This window comes from Streptomyces sp. NPDC052107 (genome assembly GCF_040680215.1).
Taxonomy (GTDB): Bacteria; Actinomycetota; Actinomycetes; order Streptomycetales; family Streptomycetaceae; genus Streptomyces.
On sequence record NZ_JBFAWG010000020.1, the window covers coordinates 84,898 to 101,442 of the forward strand.

The window sequence follows — 16,545 nt, forward strand, 5'->3', positions numbered from 1 at the left end:
GGCACACCGCGATGTTATGTGCGGGCAGTGTCATGTGCTATGTCACACGGCATTGTTGGGGCGGGTTGTCCGCTGAGACAGTGCCTCACACGCCTCAGCACCCCACAGAGGCGCATCCCTTCGTGGAGGAATCCAGATGCGCTATCGCTTCGCGCTGCCCAGACGCGTGCCCGGCCGCAGCCACCCGCGTACGGCCGCACGCCTGGCCGGCGCCGCGGTCGTCTGTGTCACCGTGGCAGGCCTGCTGTCCGCCCCGGCGGTGGCCGCACCGCAGCAGCCGCACAACCAGGCTGTCACCGCGCCCCGGCGGCACGCGTCCAAGCCGTGGCCGACCGGTGCGACCACCTCCGTCACCGAGCGTCCCGCGAGCCAGGCCCGGCGGCTCAGCGCGGCCCAACTCCCGCCCCTGCAGCCCCTCTCGGCCCACCCGGCCCGAAGGGCGGCCAAGGCGGCCTCCTGCACTCCGGGCGACTTCGGCAGCCGTAGCGGCTCCGCCCTCGTGTCCTTCGTAAAGGCCTCGTCCACGGACTGCGTCAACACCCTCTTCCCGGTGACCGGCAAGGACGCGCACGACGTCTTCCGGCAGGCCCAGATGCTCAGCGTGGCAGCCGCGTACACCCGTACGGCCAGGCTGTACCGCGGCGACAACTCAGGCGGCCTGGAACAGCTGGTCCTCTTCCTGCGGGCCGGTTACTACGTGCAGTTCAACCACCCGGGGGACGTGGGCCCGTACACCACCCGCCTCACCACGGCCGTCACGGCCGGTCTGGACGCCTTCTTCGCCCGGTCGCACTCGCGTGATGTCACGGCGGTCAACGGCGACATCCTCGGCGAGACGGTCATCCTCACCGACAGCGCCGACCAGCAGGGCCGCTATCTCTCCGTCTACCGGCGGCTGCTGAACGACTACGACAGCACCTACGACTCCGTGGACAGCATGGTCAGGGCCGTCAACGACGTCTACACACCGCTGTGGCGCGGCAACTGGAACCCCGACTACGTCAAGGCGGTCGAGGCCGACACCCGCATCATCGACACCCTGGACGACTTCGCGCTCGCGAACACCGACCTGCTCGGCACCGACCGGGCGTTCCTGGACTCCAACGCCGGGATGAACCTCGCCCGTTACGTCGAACACCCCGAACTGCAGGACATCGTCCGCCCGTTGACCAAGGACCTGCTGGACGAGACCGCGATGACCGGCCCCACGGCCGGGCTCTGGGTCGCCGTGGCCACGCAGGCGAACGGTTACGACAGCGCCAACTGCGCCTACTACGACGTCTGCGACCTGCCCGCCAAGCTGACCAGGGCCGTCCTGCCGGTCAGCCGCCAGTGCGACGCGAACGTCACCATCCTCGCCCAGTCACTCACCGCCGCCGACCTCGACGCGGCCTGCGCCAGCGTCCTGGACCAGAGCGCCTACTTCCGTGGCGTGGTGAAGGCCGACGCCGTGATACCCGGCCAGTACGTGTCCACCATCCGGCTCGTGGTCTTCGCCAGCCGCGCCGACTACCAGACCTACGCCGGCCCGATCTACGGCATCAGCACCGACAACGGCGGCATGACCCTCGACGGTGACCCGTCCGACCCGGCCAACCACGTCACGTCGATCATGTACCAGAAGAACTACGACGACGGTTTCACGGCCCGGATCTGGAACCTCAACCACGAGTACACGCACTTCCTGGACGGCCGCGACGACATGAAGGGCGCCTTCGACCAGCAGATCTCGGTGCCGGACATCTGGTGGATCGAGGGCGTGGCCGAGTACGTGTCCTACAGCTACCGCGGCCTCGCCGACGACCAGGCGATCCAGGAGGCCGGCAAGCACACGTACAAGCTGAGCACCCTGTTCCAGAGCACCTACGACAACAGCGACGTGATCCGCACCTATCCCTGGGGCTACCTCGCCGTGCGCTTCATGGCCGAGAACCACCCCGACGACGTCCAGCGCATGCTCGCCCGCTTCCGCGTCGGTGACTACGCCGGCGGATACGCCGTCTACCACGACGGCATCGGCACCCGCTACGACGCCGACTTCGGCCAGTGGCTCACCGCGTGTGCCGCGGGCGCCTGCGCCAGGCCGGTGAAGGCCTGACCGCGCGCCCCAGCGGAACGGCCGCCGACCGGAAACCCCGGTCGGCGGCCGTACGCGTATCGACGAAGGGATCAGACCGCCGTCGCCGGGTACGTCGGGTACTCCACGCCCGACACGTGCTGGACGACCCGGACCACCTGGCAGGAGTAGCCGAACTCGTTGTCGTACCAGAGGTAGAGGATCGCGTTGTCGCCGTCGACCTTCAGGGCGCCGGCGTCCACGATCGAGGCGTGGCGGGAGCCGATGAAGTCGCTGGAGACCGCGTCGGGCGCCGTGATGAAGTCGATCTGGCGCTTGAGCGGCGAGGTCAGCGACACCTCGCGCAGGTAGTCGTGGACTTCCTCGCGGGTGGCCTCGCGGGCCAGCTGCAGGTTGAGGATCGCGATCGACACGTCCGGCACGGGGACGCGGATCGAGCTGCCGCTGATCTTCGCCTTGAGGTCCGGCAGGGCCTTGGCGACGGCGGAGGCGGCACCGGTCTCGGTGATCACCATGTTGAGCGGCGCGGAGCGGCCACGGCGCTCGGACTTGTGGTAGTTGTCCAGCAGGTTCTGGTCGTTGGTGAACGAGTGGACGGTCTCCACGTGACCGCGCAGCACGCCGTACTCGTCGTCCATCGCCTTCAGCGGCGGGACGATGGCGTTGGTGGTGCAGGATGCGCAGGACAGGATCTGCTCGTCCGGCTTGATGGTGTCGTGGTTGACGCCGTGCACGATGTTCGGGACGTCGCCCTTGCCCGGCGCGGTCAGTACGACCTTCTCGATGCCGGGGCGCAGGTGCTTGGACAGGCCCTCGCGGTCGCGCCACTTGCCGGTGTTGTCGATGAGGATGGCGTCCCGGATGCCGTACTCGGTGTAGTCCACGTGCGACGGGTCGTCGGCGTAGATCACCTTGATCTCGTTGCCGTTGGCGACGATCGTGCTGTTGTCCTCGTCGACCGTGATCGTGCCCTGGAACTGACCGTGGATGGAGTCGCGGCGCAGCAGCGAGGCGCGCTTGACGATGTCCTGGGCGCCGCCGCCGCGCACCACGATGGCGCGCAGCATGAGGCCGTTGCCGGAGCCGGCCTTCTCGATCAGCAGGCGGGCGACGAGGCGGCCGATCCGGCCGAAGCCGTACAGGACGACATCGCGGGGCTCACGGCGCTCGATCTTGTTGGCACCGGTGGCACCGGCGACCGCCTCGGCGGTGAACTCCGACACGCTCAGGCCGCGTTCGTCGGCCTTGTACCGCGTGGCGAGCATGCCGAGGTCGATCTGGGAGGGCCCGAGGTCGAGGGCGGTGAGGGCCTGCAGGAACGGCATGGTCTCGGTGACCGAGAGCTCCTCGCCCGCGATCTGCCGGGCGAAGCGGTGGGTCTTGAGGATGCTGACCACCGACTTGTTCACCAGGGAGCGGCTGTGCAGCAGGACGGTCACGTCCCGCTCGCGGTGCAGCTTCCCGATGAGCGGGATCATCGACTCCGCGATCTCCTCGCGGATCTTCCAGTTGGTGAACGAGTCGTCGTTGACAGTCACGGATCCATCTTTCGAGCTAGGCAGCGCTCATATGGTAACCACACCTCTCACCTGCTCCTTCCGGGGGTGGCAGAGTAAGGGATTTGCACCCATTCCTTGACTGATTCCTGAATCAGGGTGGAAGTGCGTGAGAAACCCGAGTCGCGGATTGCCCGTCTTACCTGGCGTGCCCAAGGTCAAGAGAGTGAGCACCTCCTCAGTACCGCGGCCCGAAGCGGCTGCCCCGTCCCGTCCTTTCCGTCCCCCGCCCCTGCCATGGATCGCCCGGCGCGGGATCCCCGAGGGGGCGCTGCCGGCCCTGGCCCTGTTCGCGGCCGTCCGGCTCGCCGGGGTCCTCATGGTGATCGTCACGAACGCCGTCAGGGGCCACCCGCTCGTCAGGAACTTCGCCCACTCCTGGGACTCCCGCTGGTATCTGCACATCGCCGCCCAGGGCTACGGCCACAAGATCTGGATCACCCCGCAGGGCGCCGTCCAGAGCGACTGGGCGTTCTTCCCGCTGTACCCGGGCCTGATCAGGGCGCTGACCACCGTGCTGCCGTTCACCCCCGGCCAGGCCGCCCTGCTCATCGCCTGGATCGCCGCGGGAGTGGCGGCGTACGGCGTGTACGTCATCGGCCACCTTCTCTACGGCCGCGGGGTCGCCACCGCGCTGGTCGCCCTCTGGGCCGCCATGCCGCACTCCGTCGAGCTGACCATCGCCTACACCGAGTCGCTGTTCGCGGCCCTCGCCGTCTGGTCCCTGTACTGCGTGCTCAAGGGCCGCTGGCTGTGGGCCGGTGCACTGGCCGCGCTGGCGGGCCTGTCCCGGCCGAGCGGTTTCGCGGTGGCGGTGGCCGTCTCCCTCGCCGCCGCCTACGAGGTGCTGCGGCAGCGCGGGCGGGTCCCGGTGAGCCTGTGGGCCGGTGCCGTGCTCGCCCCGCTGGGCTGGCTCGGCTATGTGCTGTGGGTGGGCAGCCAGACGGGAGACCTGCTCGGCGGCTACTTCAAGGTGCAGAGTGCCTGGGACTCGCGCTTCGACTTCGGGGTCGGCTCGGCACGCTTCCTCAAAGCCCTGCTGCTGCACGGTGGTGGCGCCGTCTATCCGGCGGCCCTGGTGATCGTCGCGGCCGGTGTGCTGCTGTTCGCGCTGCTGTGCCTGGAACGCGCCCCGCTGGCCCTGGTGGTCTTCGCCGGGGTCCTGATCCTGCTCGTGGTCGGCGGCTCCGGCTCGTTCTCCTCCAAGCCGCGGTTCCTGCTGCCCGCCTTCCCTCTGCTCATCCCCGTGGCCCGGGCCCTGACCCGCACCTGGCGGGTCCGGCCGGCCCACGCCATGGTCGTCTACGGCGGCCTCACCGTCGTGTCCCTGCTGTTCGGCGCCTTCGTGACGGTGGTGGCCCACTCCCCCCTGTGAGCCACCACCCGCTCGCCGCTCCCGCTCATGTACGACGCCCGGGGCGGCGACCGTGACCACCGCCGAGCCCGCCGCCCATCGAGGCGCCGCCCAGGGCCGTACCCAGGGCGGCGCCCAGGTTCAGCGCCGTTGTCGCGCGGCTCCGGGGCCGGTAACGTCCGTGGCCAGCGGTGAGAGATCGGTAAGGGCGCGGAAGGCGGTGCCGTTCACGAGAGCGGCGAGGCGCAGTGTCACCGGCAGCCGGGGCCGGCGCAGCGCCCGCAGCTGCGTGCCACCCGGTTCACGGTGACTGGGCGAGGCGGTGGTCAGCGCGGGTCGAAGACGACGCTGGCGAAGGGCGCATCGATCGGCGCCGCCTTGCCCGGGGCCAGCCGGAGCGCCGACCCCTTGCACCTCTTCAGGCGCATGAAGACGGCCTTCCTGAGCAGTGAGAGGGGGATGGCAGAGAAGCGGACCGAGGACGCAGCCGTAATCTCCCACTTCGGCCCGGCGCTGCCTCGGCCCCCGACACGGGCCCGTACGCCGTACGGGCGACGGACGGCGTTGTGCGAAGTGCCCTGAATCGGGGTAGGCGGGGGGACGCCCGAGGAAAGGACCGTCATGACGACCTACGTGATCAGCGTTCCCGGCACCTTCACCGCGGACATCGGGACGGACACCCGGACCCGCCTGGCCAGGGCCCTCAGGCCCGCCGATCCGCACGGCACCCGGATGGGATGCGCGGAGGGCCTGGACGTGCTCCGTGTCAACGAGGACAACACCTTCACCCTCCGGCTGACCGTCGAGGCGGACACCGGCCCGCACGCCGAACAGAAGGCCCGCAGGCTCGCCGGCTCCGCCCTCCAGGACGCGGGACTGGACGAGCGGAGCGCTGCGCTGGGGCCCGCCGTGATCACCGGGATCGACTCCGAGGTGCGCTGACCGGGAGCCGTACCCCGACCGCTCGCGGGGCGAGATCATCCGGTATAGGTAAAATCTAGACGTTTGCCAAAAATCCAGGCGACTGGTCCTCGACGGCCACCGCCCCGCCGGAAGTGATCGATGCCCCGCAAGCGCTCCACGGACGACGGCGATGAGCTGCTGGCCAGACTCGGCTCGCTCACCGCCCAGGCACGAGAGCGCGCGGAGCAGCAGCGCACCCAGGTCGAGCTGGCCATCGCCCTGCAGCGCGGCATGCTGCCCCGTGACCTGCCCACCGCACCGGGCCTGCACCTCGCCGTCCGCTACACACCGGCCAACCTCGGTCTGAACGTGGGCGGCGACTGGTACGACGCGTTCGCCCTGCCCGACGGGCGGATCGGGCTGGCCATCGGCGACGTCCAGGGGCACAACATCGAGGCCGCCGCGTTCATGGGCCAGGTGCGGGCCGGGCTCCGCGCCCTCGCCTCCGTGACCGGCGAGCCGGGCGAACTCCTCGCCCGCACCAACGACCTGCTGCTGGCGCTGGGCACCGACCTGTTCGCCACCTGCACCTTCATGCGCCTCGACCCGGCCAGCGGAGTGCTGGAGAGCGCACGGGCCGGCCACATCCCGTTCGTGTGGGCCACGGCGGACGGCAAGTCCGGCGTCGTCGACGACGAGGGCGGGCCGCCGCTCGGCATCGACAAGGGCGTGGAGTTCCCGGTGAGCAGGCACCGGCTCACCACGGGCGGCGTGTTCGTGCTGCTCACCGATGGCGTGGTGGAGGGCCCCTCACTGAACATCGAGGACGGCCTCGACAAGGTGGTCCGCCTCGCCGGCATCGCCGCCGTCGCCGGCCTGGAGGCCCACGCCCTGGCCGCCGCCGCGATCAAGGGCGCCGAGAGCGTCGGCCACGAGGACGACGCGGCCGTCCTCGTCGTGGGCCTGGACGGCCCCGGACACCACCCCTGACCGGCGCGGTCGGCGATGGTGGGTGCGACGGGTACGGGACGTGGATCCGGCCGCCGGCCGGCCACGCGCAACCGTGCGGTGATTCAGCCATAGGGCCGGACCGCACCGGCTCTCGCCTCGCCGACCCGGGGCCGTCGGTGTGAGATGGCTGCTGTGGTGGGTATCGACGATCTGCGCCGGCCGGGCGTCTACGCCGTCCAGCTACTGGCCGTCGCGGCCTGCTACTACGCCGCGGCCCGGCTCGGGCTCATGCGCGAGCTATCCGTCGAGGGCGCCGTCGTCACCCCCATCTGGCCGCCGACCGGCGTCGCCGTCGCCGCCCTGCTCATCCTCGGCCTCGGCTGCTGGCCCGGCATCACGATCGGCGCCTTGTTCGCCGTGATGTCCCTGACCACGCCCCGCATCGAGGTGCTCGGCACCCTCGCGGGCCAGACCGGCGCACCGGTCTGCGCGGTGCTGCTGCTGCGCCGGGCCCGCTTCCACACCGATCTCGGCCGGCTGCGGGATGGCGTCGCCTTGGTGTTCCTGGGCGCGCTGACCGCCATGCTGATCAGCGCGACCATCGGCGCCGGACTCCTGGTCCTCATGGACAAGCTGAACGGAGACACCTTCTGGCCCGTCTGGCTGGCCTGGTGGGTGGGCGACGCCATGGGCGTGCTGCTCGTCACCCCGCTGCTGCTGATGCTGCACGGCGCGCGGTGGCCGCCGCGCCTGGGCCGCTGGAAGGAGGCGACCGCGCTGGTCGTCGTCACCTTCGTCGTCGTGCCCGTGGCCGTCTACAGCTCGATCAGCGTGCTCTACCTGGTCTACCCGCTCATCATCTGGGCCGCCCTGCGTTTCCAGCTCGTGGGCAGCGTGCTGTGCGCCCTGCTGATGTCCGTGCTGGCCACGGTGGCGGCAACGCACCGTGCTGGGGCATTCGCGGGGCTGAGCCAGATCGAGATCATGGCGAAGCTCCAGGCGTTCAACGGCGCGATGGCCCTGACCGCGCTGCTGCTGTCCGCCCTGATCGTCGAGCAGCGCAACACCCGGAGCTCGGTGGAGAGGGCCTGCCAGGAACTGGTCGAGGTCCTGGAACACCTCACCGCGGGTGAGGCCCCACCCCCCCGGGCACAGCCGGACACCGAGGGCGCGGACGACCGGCCCGGGCCGACCGCACCCCCGTGATGCCGGTGCCGTGTCACCGGCCGGACCGGTTCACCGGCCCCTCGTCGTCGCTGCCCGGCTCCGCAGCGCTCTTGCGTGATCTGACGTCCCGCGGAGTGGGGGTCGGCGGGTGTGCGGCGCCGGTGGCGCCGGGCTGACCTCCGCCGGTCGTGCCGTGGCCGCCCGGGATGCCCGGTGGCATGTCCGCGACGGCCTCGGCCTCGCTCACATGGCGCCGGGCCCTGACCCCGGCCCGGCGCTCCGGGTACGGGTACTCGAACGGCTGGGCGGAGGCACGCTCGCGCTCCCCCTCGCGCTGCCGGCGTGCGGCCTGCTCGGCGGCCGTCGCGCTCCCGTCCTGTCGGCCGCGGTCCTTGCCGTGCGTACGGTCCCTGTCGTGCATGGGGTCCTTGTCCTTCATGCGGCGCCGAGTATCCGGGCGGTGGCCGGGGCCAACACCTCCCGGCGTGTCGAACGGCCGGTCCGGGGCACTGGGGGACGATGGGCGGAGCCCGGACGGGCCCGGGCCGGACCGGAGGGACAGGGGCGGCATGGAGCAGCGGACGGCGAGCGCGACGGACCGGCGCACCGCACCGGCCGGGACCGGTTCCACCCGCGCGGAACGGCGCGACGACACGGCCGCACGACCACAGGACCACCCGGTACGGCCACCGGACGACACCGTACGGCTCCCCGAGGACACCGACGCCCGCCGCCGCATCCCGCGCACCGACGACCTGCTGCGCGACCCCCGGCTGTCGGCGGCGGTGGACCGGCTCGGTGCCGGGGTGGTGAAGGCCGCCGTACGCGCGGCGCAGGAACGGGCCCGGGAGGGCGGCATCCCGCCCGAGCGGGTGCCGCAGGCGGCCGTTGCCCTGCTGCCCGCTACCGCGAGCGGACTGCGCCCGGTGATCAACGCCACCGGGGTGCTGCTGCACACCAACCTCGGCCGGGCCCCGCTGTCGGCCGCCGCCCGGCAGGCCGTCCAGGAGGCAGCCGGGCCCACGGACGTCGAACTGGACCTGGCGACCGGGGTACGGGCCCGCCGCGGCCGTTCCGCCCTCGCCGCCCTGCACGCCCGCGTGCCGTCCGCCGGGGCCGCGCACGTCGTCAACAACGGCGCCGCCGCCCTCGTACTCGCCGCCACCGCCCTCGCGGCCGGCAGGGAGATCGTCGTCAGCCGGGGCGAGATGGTGGAGATCGGCGACGGCTTCCGGCTGCCCGACCTGCTCGTCTCGACCGGCGCCCGGCTCCGCGAGGTCGGCACGACCAACCGCACGGCCGCGGCCGACTACGCCGCCGCGCTCGGCCCGGACACCGGGTTCGTGCTCAAGGTGCATCCGTCCAACTTCCGCATCACCGGCTTCACCCGGTCCGCCGAGACCGCGGAACTCACCGGTCTCGGCGTCCCGGTCGTCGTCGACATCGGCTCCGGACTGCTCGCCCCGCATCCGGCGCTGCCCGAGGAACCCGACGCCGACACCGAACTGCGCGCGGGCGCCGCTCTCGTCACCGCGAGCGGGGACAAGCTCCTCGGCGGCCCCCAGTGCGGACTGCTGCTGGGCGAGAAGGACCTGGTCCGCGCCCTCGCCCGGCACCCGCTGGCCCGCGCCCTGCGCGTCGACAAGCTGACCCTGGCCGCCCTGGAGGCCACCCTCACCGGCCCGCCCACGCCGACCGCCCTCGCCCTCACCGCCGACCCGGCCGGCCTGCGTGCCCGCGCCGACCGGCTCACCGGCACGCTCGCCGCCGACGGCATCGACGTACGGGCCGTCGCCTCCGCCGCCACCGTCGGCGGCGGAGGCGCCCCCGGAGTCACCCTGCCCAGCGCGGCGCTCTCCCTGCCCGAGCCGTACGCCGCCGCGCTGCGCACCGGCCCGGTCCCCGTCGTCGGACGGCTGGAGGCGGGCCGCTGCCTGCTGGATCTGCGCGCGGTGCCCGAGCAGGACGACGCACGGCTGGCCGATGCCGTGCGGTCCGCCCGGCCGGCCGAGGAGAGGCGCACGTGATGCGGGTGCTCGCCACCGCGGGCCATGTCGACCACGGAAAGTCCGCGCTGGTGCGGGCCCTCACCGGCATGGAGCCCGACCGCTACGAGGAGGAGCGTCGAAGGGGACTCACCCTCGACCTGGGTTTCGTGTGGACGCGGCTCGGGCCGGACGGGGACCACCTCGCCTTCGTCGACGTGCCCGGACACGAACGCTTCGTGCCGACCATGCTGGCCGGAGTGGGACCGGTGCCCGCCGTGCTGTTCGTGGTCGCCGCCGACCAGGGCTGGCAGCCCCAGTCCGAGGAGCACCTGGCCGTCCTCGACGCGCTCGGCGTCCGGCACGCCGTCCTCGCCGTGACCCGCAGCGACCTCGCCGACCCCGAAGCCGTACGCGTCGACGCCGTGGAACGGCTGGCCCGGACCTGTCTCGGCAAGGTCCCCGCAGTCGCGGTGAGCGCGGTCACCGGTGCGGGACTGGACGAGCTGCGCGGTCAACTGGCGCGACTGGCAGGTGAGTTGACCGACCCCGACCCGGACGCCGACGTACGGCTGTGGCTCGACCGTGCCTTCACCGTGCGCGGCCACGGCACCGTGGTGACCGGCACGCTCGGCGCGGGCACCCTGCGCGTCGGCGACCGGCTCGTCACCGGGGACGGCTCGGCGGTCCTCCGGGTGCGTGGGCTGCAGAGCCTGCACGAGGAGCGGACGGCGGTCGGCGGGGTGACCCGCGTGGCGGTCAACGTGCACGGCCGGGGCGCCGACGGACTGCGCCGCGGACAGGTGCTGCTGACCCCGGACCGCTGGCTGAGCAGCGAGGTGCTCGACGTACGGCTCACCGGCGCGCCGGCCCAGGACCTGCCCCGCTCGGTCACCCTGCACTTCGGCACCGCCGCCGTGCCGGTGACCGTCCGTCCGCTCGGCGAGGACACCGCCCGGCTCACCCTCGCCCGGGGCCTGCCGCTGCGCGTCGGCGACCGCGCGGTGCTGCGCGAGCCGGGCGGCAGCCGCATGCCCTGCGCCGCCACCGTCCTCGACGTACGGCCGCCCCGGCTGACCCGGCGCGGTGCCGGGAGGGCCCGCGCCGCCGAACTCGCCACTCTGACCGGCCGCCCCGACGGCGCCGCCGAACTGCGCCGCCGGCGACTGATCCGGCGCGCCGACCTGCTCGCGATGGGCATCCCGGCCCCCGCCGAACCCGTCGCGGGGGACTGGCTGGCGGACGACACGTACTGGACCGCCCTCAAGGACCGGCTGGCCGGCGAAGTCGACCGGTATGCGAGGGAACACCCGCTGGAGCCGGGCCTGCCCGCCGAGGCGGCCCGCCGGCTGCTCGCCCTCCCGGACCGGGCTCTCGTCGACGCCCTGGCCGACGCCACGCCCCGACTCCGAAGCAGGCAAGGGCGGCTGTATCGCACCGGCGACCACCGCCCCGGCCTGCCCCCGCCCGTCCGCGCCGCCGTGGACGCCGTGCGCGAGGACCTCACCCGTACGCCGTTCCGCGCCCCCCAAGCCGGCCGGCTCGCCGAACTCGGCCTGGACCACAAGGCGTTGGCCGCCGCCGTCACGGCCGGTGCGCTGCTGCGGATCGCCGACGGGGTCGTACTGCTGCCCGGTGCCGACGCCGAGGCCGCCGCCGTACTGCGCACCCTGCCCCAGCCGTTCACGCTGAGCGAGGCCCGGCGCGCGCTGGACACCACCCGGCGGGTCGCCGTACCCCTACTGGAGTTCCTGGACGCCCGGGGCCACACCGAGCGCGTCGACGACCAGCGCCGGCGCTGCCACACGGACGCGGTGAACGGAGGCGGACGGGAATCGAACCCGCCGGCCCGAGATCCTCGGGCCCCTCGGTTTTGAAGACCGGGAGGGCCACCAGGCACCCACACGCCTCCACCGCTCGTCAGGCTACTGCCCCAGGAGACCGCCGCCATGACATCGACATCCCCACCGATCCACCCGGCGCCCGTCCGGCTCACCCAGTACGCGCACGGCGGCGGCTGCGCCTGCAAGATCCCGCCCGGAGAGCTGGAGGAGGTGGTCGCCGGGCTCACCGCGCCCCGGCTCGCCGGGGGCGACACGCCGCTGCTCGTCGGGCTCTCCACCGGCGACGACGCCGCCGTGGTCACCCACCGGGGCACCGCCGTCGTCTGTACGGCCGACTTCTTCACCCCGGTCGTGGACGACCCCTACGACTGGGGACGCATCGCCGCCGCCAACGCGCTGTCCGACGTGTACGCGATGGGCGGCCGGCCGGTGCTCGCGGTGAACCTGCTGGCCTGGCCGCGCGACCGGCTCCCCTTCGACCTGGCGCGTGAGGTGCTGCGGGGCGGCCTGGACATCGCCACCGAGGCCGGCTGCCATGTCGGCGGCGGGCACAGCGTCGACGACCCGGAACCGAAGTACGGCATGGCCGTCACCGGCTTCGCCGACCCCGAGCGGCTGCTGCGCAACGACGCCGGCCGGCCCGGGCTGCCGCTGTCGCTGACCAAGCCGCTGGGCGTGGGCGTGCTGAACAACCGGCACAAGGTCACCGGCGAGCGGTTCGAGGAGGCCGTCGCCACGATGACGGCGCTCAACCGGGACGCCGCCGAGGCCGCCCTCGCGGCCGGGGCCACCTGTGCCACCGACGTGACCGGGTTCGGATTCCTCGGCCATCTGCACAAGCTGGCACGGGCCTCCGGCGTGACCGCCGTGGTCGACACCGCCGCCGTCCCCTGTCTGGACGGGGCCCGGGAGGCCGTCCGGGACGGGTACGTCAGCGGCGGCACCCGGCGCAACCTCGAATGGGTCGCCCCGCACACCGACTTCGGGGACAGCGACGCCGACACCCGGCTGCTGCTGGCCGACGCACAGACCTCCGGCGGGCTGCTCGTCGCGGGCGAGGTGCCCGGGGCGCCGGTGGTGGGGCAGCTGGTGCCGCGCGGATCCCACTCGATCGTGCTCAGCTAGAACTCGGGTCCCGCTCGATCGTGCTCGGGTACGTCTCAGGGCTCGGTACCCGTGTGCTCGTCGATGCCCGCCCGGGCCCGGTAGGCCCGCACCAGCTCCACCGACGCCGGACCCCGGGGCCGGCGGCCCGGGCGGATGTCCACGGCGAACGCCTTCGACTCCTGGATGTGCGTGTTCGGGTCCAGGGACAGATGCAGCAGCTCGTTGGCCGCGTCCCCGGTGCTGTAGCCGTTGGGACCCCAGTGGTACGGCAGCCCCACCTGGTGCATCCTGCGGCCGTGCACCGTCAGCGGCGCCATCCGGTCCGTCACCAGCACCCGCGCCTCGATCACCGCGCGAGCGCTGACGATCGTCGCCCACCCCGTGTGTTCCAGCCCCCGTTCCGCCGCGAGCTCCGGGGAGACCTCGCAGAAGAACTCCGGTTGCAGCTCGGCCAGATACGGCTGCCAGCGGGACATGCCGCCCGCCGTGTGATGCTCGGTGAGCCGGTAGGTGGTGGCCACGAACGGGAACACCTCGGCGCCGGGCTCGTCACCGCTCGGCTGGTAGCGGTTGTCGGGGATCGTGGGCATCAACTGCCGTACCGGGTTGCGCTGTTGGTCGTAGAGAAGGTTCGCGAACGGCGAGTCCTGCGGCTCGTAGTGGGCCGGCAGGGGGCCGTCGGTGAGCCCGGACGGCACGTACAGCCATGCCTTGCCGTCGGCCTGCATGATGAAGGGGTCCCTGCCGGTCAGCGCTTCCGGGCCGGTCGCGTCCTCGGGCGGCTCGTGATCGGGCGACTTGTCCTTCTTGAAGTCCGGTACGTCGTGACCGGACCACTCGCCCTTCTCCGGGTCCCACCACACCAGCGCCTTCCGCTCGCTCCAGGGCCTGCCCTGCGGGTCGGCGGAGGCGCGGTTGTAGAGGATCCGCCGGTTGGCGGGCCAGGCCCAGGCCCACTCGGCGGCCACCCAGTCCTGCTCCCGGCCCGGCTTGCGGCGGGCGGCCTGGTTGACGCCGTCGGCGCGGACACCGCAGTAGATCCAGCAGCCGCACGACGTTGAGCCGTCCGGCTTCAGCTCCTCGTAGGAAGAGAGCGGATTCCCCGCCGCGTCGCGGCCGTTGATCTCGGCGAGGACGGCCTCAGCGTCCGGCTCGGCGAGCCGGCCCTTCGTCGGACAGTCCCAGGCCAGGTCGAGCACCGGCCGGTCCATCTCCTCGGTGGAGCCGGCGAGCTTCTCGCGGATGATCCGCCCCAGGTGGTAGGTGAACCACAGGTCGCTGCGCGCCTCACCGGGCGGCTCGACCGCCTGATGGTGCCACTGCAGCAGCCGCTGGGTGTTGGTGAAGCTGCCGTCCTTCTCGGTGTGCGCGGCGGCCGGCAGGAAGAACACCTCGGTGCGGATGTCCTCGGTGCGCAGCTCACCGGTCTCGATCTCGGGGCCGTCCTTCCACCAGGTCGCCGACTCGATGAGCGAGAAGTCCCGGACGACCAGCCAGTCCAGGTTGGCCATGCCGAGCCGCATCACCTTGGAGTTGGCGTTGCCCACCGCCGGGTTCTCGCCGTACAGGAAGTAGCCCTTGCAGGTGCCCTCCAGCTGGGCCATGGCCGTCTCGTACGCCGAGTGGCTGCCGGTCAGCCGGGGCAGGTAGTCGAAGCAGAAGTCGTTGTCGGCCCTCGCCGCGTCACCCCAGTAGGCCTTGAGCAGACTCACCAGGTACGAGCGCATGTTGCCCCAGTAACCCTTGTGGGCCGCCTCCGCCTCCACGAAGGCGTCCAGGTCCTGGTTCTGGTGGGCGTGCGGCATCGGGATGTAGCCCGGCAGCAGGTTGAACAGGGTCGGGATGTCCGTGGAGCCCTGGATGGAGGCGTGCCCGCGCAGGGCCAGGATGCCGCCGCCCGGCCGGCCGATGTTGCCGAGCAGGGTCTGCAGCACACAGGCCGCCCGGATGTACTGCACGCCGACCGTGTGCTGGGTCCAGCCGACCGCGTACGCGAACGCCGTCGTCCGGTCCCGGCCGGAGTTCTCCGTGACCAGCTCGCACACCTGCCGGAACAGATCCTGCGGCACCCCGCAGACCTGCTCGACCATCTCCGGCGTGTAGCGGGCGTAGTGCCGCTTGAGCACCTGGAAGACACAGCGCGGATGGGCCAGCGTCTCGTCGCGCTCGGGCTCCCCCTCGGGGATCACCGCGCCGCCGGCACCGTGCGCCTCGCCGCGTGCCGCCTCGGTCACCGAACTGCCGCCGCTGGTGCGCTCCTCGTACTCCTGGTCGCGCTCCCCGGAGGCCGCCTGCACCTCGGTGCCCTCGTACTGCCAACTGCCGTTGTCGTAGAAGCGGTTCGCGGCGTCCAGGCCGGAGAAGACACCCGCCAGGTCCTCGGTGTCGCCGAAGTCCTCCCGGACGATCACCGGGGCGTTGCTGTAGGCCACGATGTAGTCGCGGAAGTACTTCTCGTGCTCCAGCACGTAGTTGATGATGCCGCCGAGGAAGGCGATGTCGGTGCCCGCGCGCAGCGGCACGTGCACATCGGCCAGTGCGCTGGTGCGGGTGAACCGCGGGTCGACGTGGATCAGCTTGGCGCCCCGCGCCTTGGCCTCCATCACCCACTGGAACCCGACCGGATGGCACTCGGCCATGTTCGAGCCCTCGATGACGATGCAGTCCGCGTTCTGCAGGTCCTGCTGGAAGGTGGTCGCGCCGCCGCGTCCGAACGAGGTTCCCAGACTGGGAACGGTGGAGGAGTGTCAAACGCGCGCCTGGTTCTCGATCTGGATCGCCCCGAGTGCCGTGAACAACTTCTTGATCAGGTAGTTCTCTTCGTTGTCGAGCGTGGCCCCGCCGAGGCTCGCGATGCCGAGGGTGCGGCGGGTGCGGGTCTCGTCGACCTCCCACTGCCAGCCCGCCCGGCGCGCCTCGATCACCCGGTCGGCGATCATGTCCATCGCGGTGCCGAGGTCCAGCCGCTCCCACTCGGTGCCGTGCGGGCGGCGGTAGAGGACCTGGTGCTCGCGGGCGTCCCCCGTGGTCAGCTGCAGGCTCGCCGCGCCCTTGGGGCACAGCCGGCCACGCGAGATGGGGGAGTCGGGGTCGCCCTCGATCTGGGTGACCTTCTCGTCCCGGACGTACACGTTCTGGCCGCAGCCCACCGCGCAGTACGGGCAGACGGACTTCACCACCCGGTCGGCCGTGGCCACCCGGGGCTGCAGCCGCTCGCTGTGCCCGCTCTTCGCCGCGGCGCCCCGGCCCAGCGGATCGGTGCCCGTCAGCTGGCGGTAGACCGGCCAGGAGTCGATCCAGGTGCGTACGCCCACAGCCACTCCTCCCGCTCGGTGCCTCGTCGGTCCCTCGATCTTCCCGCATGTGCGCGGCCACGGCATCTCTCGCGCCGGTGGGCGGCGGAGTACCCCGGCCCTGCGGGGTCAAACGGGCCCGGCGGGTGTGAGGGGGGGCGCTCCAGGGGACTCCGCCGCTGCGGTGTGTCGGCGCACGGACCGTGCCGGGTGTCCGCCAGGTCCGAAGGGCTGCGGTCCCGACCGAGACGGAGGAGGAGGCGGCCGAACTCGTCCGGGTCCGGTCCGCGCGCCCCAGGTTCTGAGGG

10 protein-coding genes, 1 tRNA gene and 1 pseudogene are annotated in these 16,545 nt (G+C 72.3%); 8 read left to right on the plus strand and 4 right to left on the minus strand.

Annotated features, from left to right (window positions below; genetic code table 11):
• The first annotated feature begins 136 nt into the window (after positions 1-136).
• Positions 137-2,098 carry a collagenase gene (locus AB0M27_RS22935; protein WP_365723720.1) on the plus strand — a complete coding sequence of 654 codons (1,962 nt, stop codon included), beginning with the start codon at positions 137-139 and terminating at the stop codon, positions 2,096-2,098.
• 71 nt (positions 2,099-2,169) lie between these two features.
• Here AB0M27_RS22935 and AB0M27_RS22940 read toward each other — a convergent pair whose 3' ends face one another.
• Positions 2,170-3,615 (minus strand): glyceraldehyde-3-phosphate dehydrogenase, encoded by a 1,446-nt coding sequence (locus AB0M27_RS22940; protein ID WP_365723721.1) that lies wholly within the window; start codon positions 3,613-3,615, stop codon positions 2,170-2,172.
• Positions 3,616-3,799: 184 nt separating this feature from the next.
• Between AB0M27_RS22940 and AB0M27_RS22945 the strand changes: the two genes are divergently transcribed.
• From AB0M27_RS22945 to AB0M27_RS22960, 4 genes are all read left to right on the plus strand, one after another.
• Positions 3,800-5,008 (plus strand): hypothetical protein, encoded by a 1,209-nt coding sequence (locus tag AB0M27_RS22945; protein ID WP_365723722.1) that lies wholly within the window; start codon positions 3,800-3,802, stop codon positions 5,006-5,008.
• A gap of 600 nt (positions 5,009-5,608) precedes the next feature.
• Positions 5,609-5,929: a hypothetical protein gene (locus AB0M27_RS22950; RefSeq protein WP_365723723.1), complete on the plus strand. Its 321-nt coding sequence runs from the start codon at positions 5,609-5,611 to the stop codon at positions 5,927-5,929.
• Positions 5,930-6,049: 120 nt separating this feature from the next.
• On the plus strand, positions 6,050-6,880 hold the full coding sequence (locus AB0M27_RS22955) for a PP2C family protein-serine/threonine phosphatase (RefSeq protein WP_365723724.1): 831 nt from the start codon (positions 6,050-6,052) through the stop codon (positions 6,878-6,880).
• A 144-nt stretch (positions 6,881-7,024) separates the two neighbouring features.
• A complete protein-coding gene (locus AB0M27_RS22960; protein ID WP_365723725.1) occupies positions 7,025-8,047 on the plus strand; it encodes an MASE1 domain-containing protein in 1,023 nt (340 codons plus the stop codon).
• 13 nt (positions 8,048-8,060) lie between these two features.
• Here the strand turns inward: AB0M27_RS22960 and AB0M27_RS22965 are convergent, their stop codons facing one another.
• Positions 8,061-8,447 carry a hypothetical protein gene (locus AB0M27_RS22965; protein ID WP_365723726.1) on the minus strand — a complete coding sequence of 129 codons (387 nt, stop codon included), beginning with the start codon at positions 8,445-8,447 and terminating at the stop codon, positions 8,061-8,063.
• Positions 8,448-8,577: 130 nt separating this feature from the next.
• Between AB0M27_RS22965 and selA the strand changes: the two genes are divergently transcribed.
• Positions 8,578-10,035 (plus strand): L-seryl-tRNA(Sec) selenium transferase, encoded by a 1,458-nt coding sequence (gene selA, locus AB0M27_RS22970; protein ID WP_365723727.1) that lies wholly within the window; start codon positions 8,578-8,580, stop codon positions 10,033-10,035.
• A pseudogene (locus AB0M27_RS22975) lies at positions 10,035-11,777 on the plus strand (SelB C-terminal domain-containing protein); the annotation flags it as partial. The gene selA and the pseudogene AB0M27_RS22975, both read left to right, overlap by 1 nt.
• A 35-nt stretch (positions 11,778-11,812) precedes the next feature.
• On the opposite strand, the gene AB0M27_RS22980 reads toward AB0M27_RS22975, so the two are convergent.
• Positions 11,813-11,905, minus strand: a tRNA-Sec gene (locus AB0M27_RS22980).
• A 37-nt stretch (positions 11,906-11,942) separates the two neighbouring features.
• Here AB0M27_RS22980 and selD point away from each other — a divergent pair.
• On the plus strand, positions 11,943-12,962 hold the full coding sequence (gene selD, locus AB0M27_RS22985; protein WP_365723728.1) for a selenide, water dikinase SelD: 1,020 nt from the start codon (positions 11,943-11,945) through the stop codon (positions 12,960-12,962).
• 35 nt (positions 12,963-12,997) lie between these two features.
• Here selD and fdh read toward each other — a convergent pair whose 3' ends face one another.
• Positions 12,998-16,258: a formate dehydrogenase gene (gene fdh / locus AB0M27_RS22990; RefSeq protein WP_365723729.1), complete on the minus strand. Its 3,261-nt coding sequence runs from the start codon at positions 16,256-16,258 to the stop codon at positions 12,998-13,000.
• Positions 16,259-16,545: the final 287 nt, after the last annotated feature.

Coding starts and splice junctions, on each gene's coding strand:
- AB0M27_RS22935 (WP_365723720.1), top strand. CDS start 137: ATGCGCTATCGCTTCGCGCTGCCCAGACGCGTGCCCGGCCGCAGCCAC.
- AB0M27_RS22950 (WP_365723723.1), top strand. CDS start 5,609: ATGACGACCTACGTGATCAGCGTTCCCGGCACCTTCACCGCGGACATC.
- AB0M27_RS22955 (WP_365723724.1), top strand. CDS start 6,050: ATGCCCCGCAAGCGCTCCACGGACGACGGCGATGAGCTGCTGGCCAGA.
- AB0M27_RS22960 (WP_365723725.1), top strand. CDS start 7,025: ATGGCTGCTGTGGTGGGTATCGACGATCTGCGCCGGCCGGGCGTCTAC.
- AB0M27_RS22965 (WP_365723726.1), bottom strand. CDS start 8,447: ATGAAGGACAAGGACCCCATGCACGACAGGGACCGTACGCACGGCAAG.
- selA (WP_365723727.1), top strand. CDS start 8,578: ATGGAGCAGCGGACGGCGAGCGCGACGGACCGGCGCACCGCACCGGCC.
- selD (WP_365723728.1), top strand. CDS start 11,943: ATGACATCGACATCCCCACCGATCCACCCGGCGCCCGTCCGGCTCACC.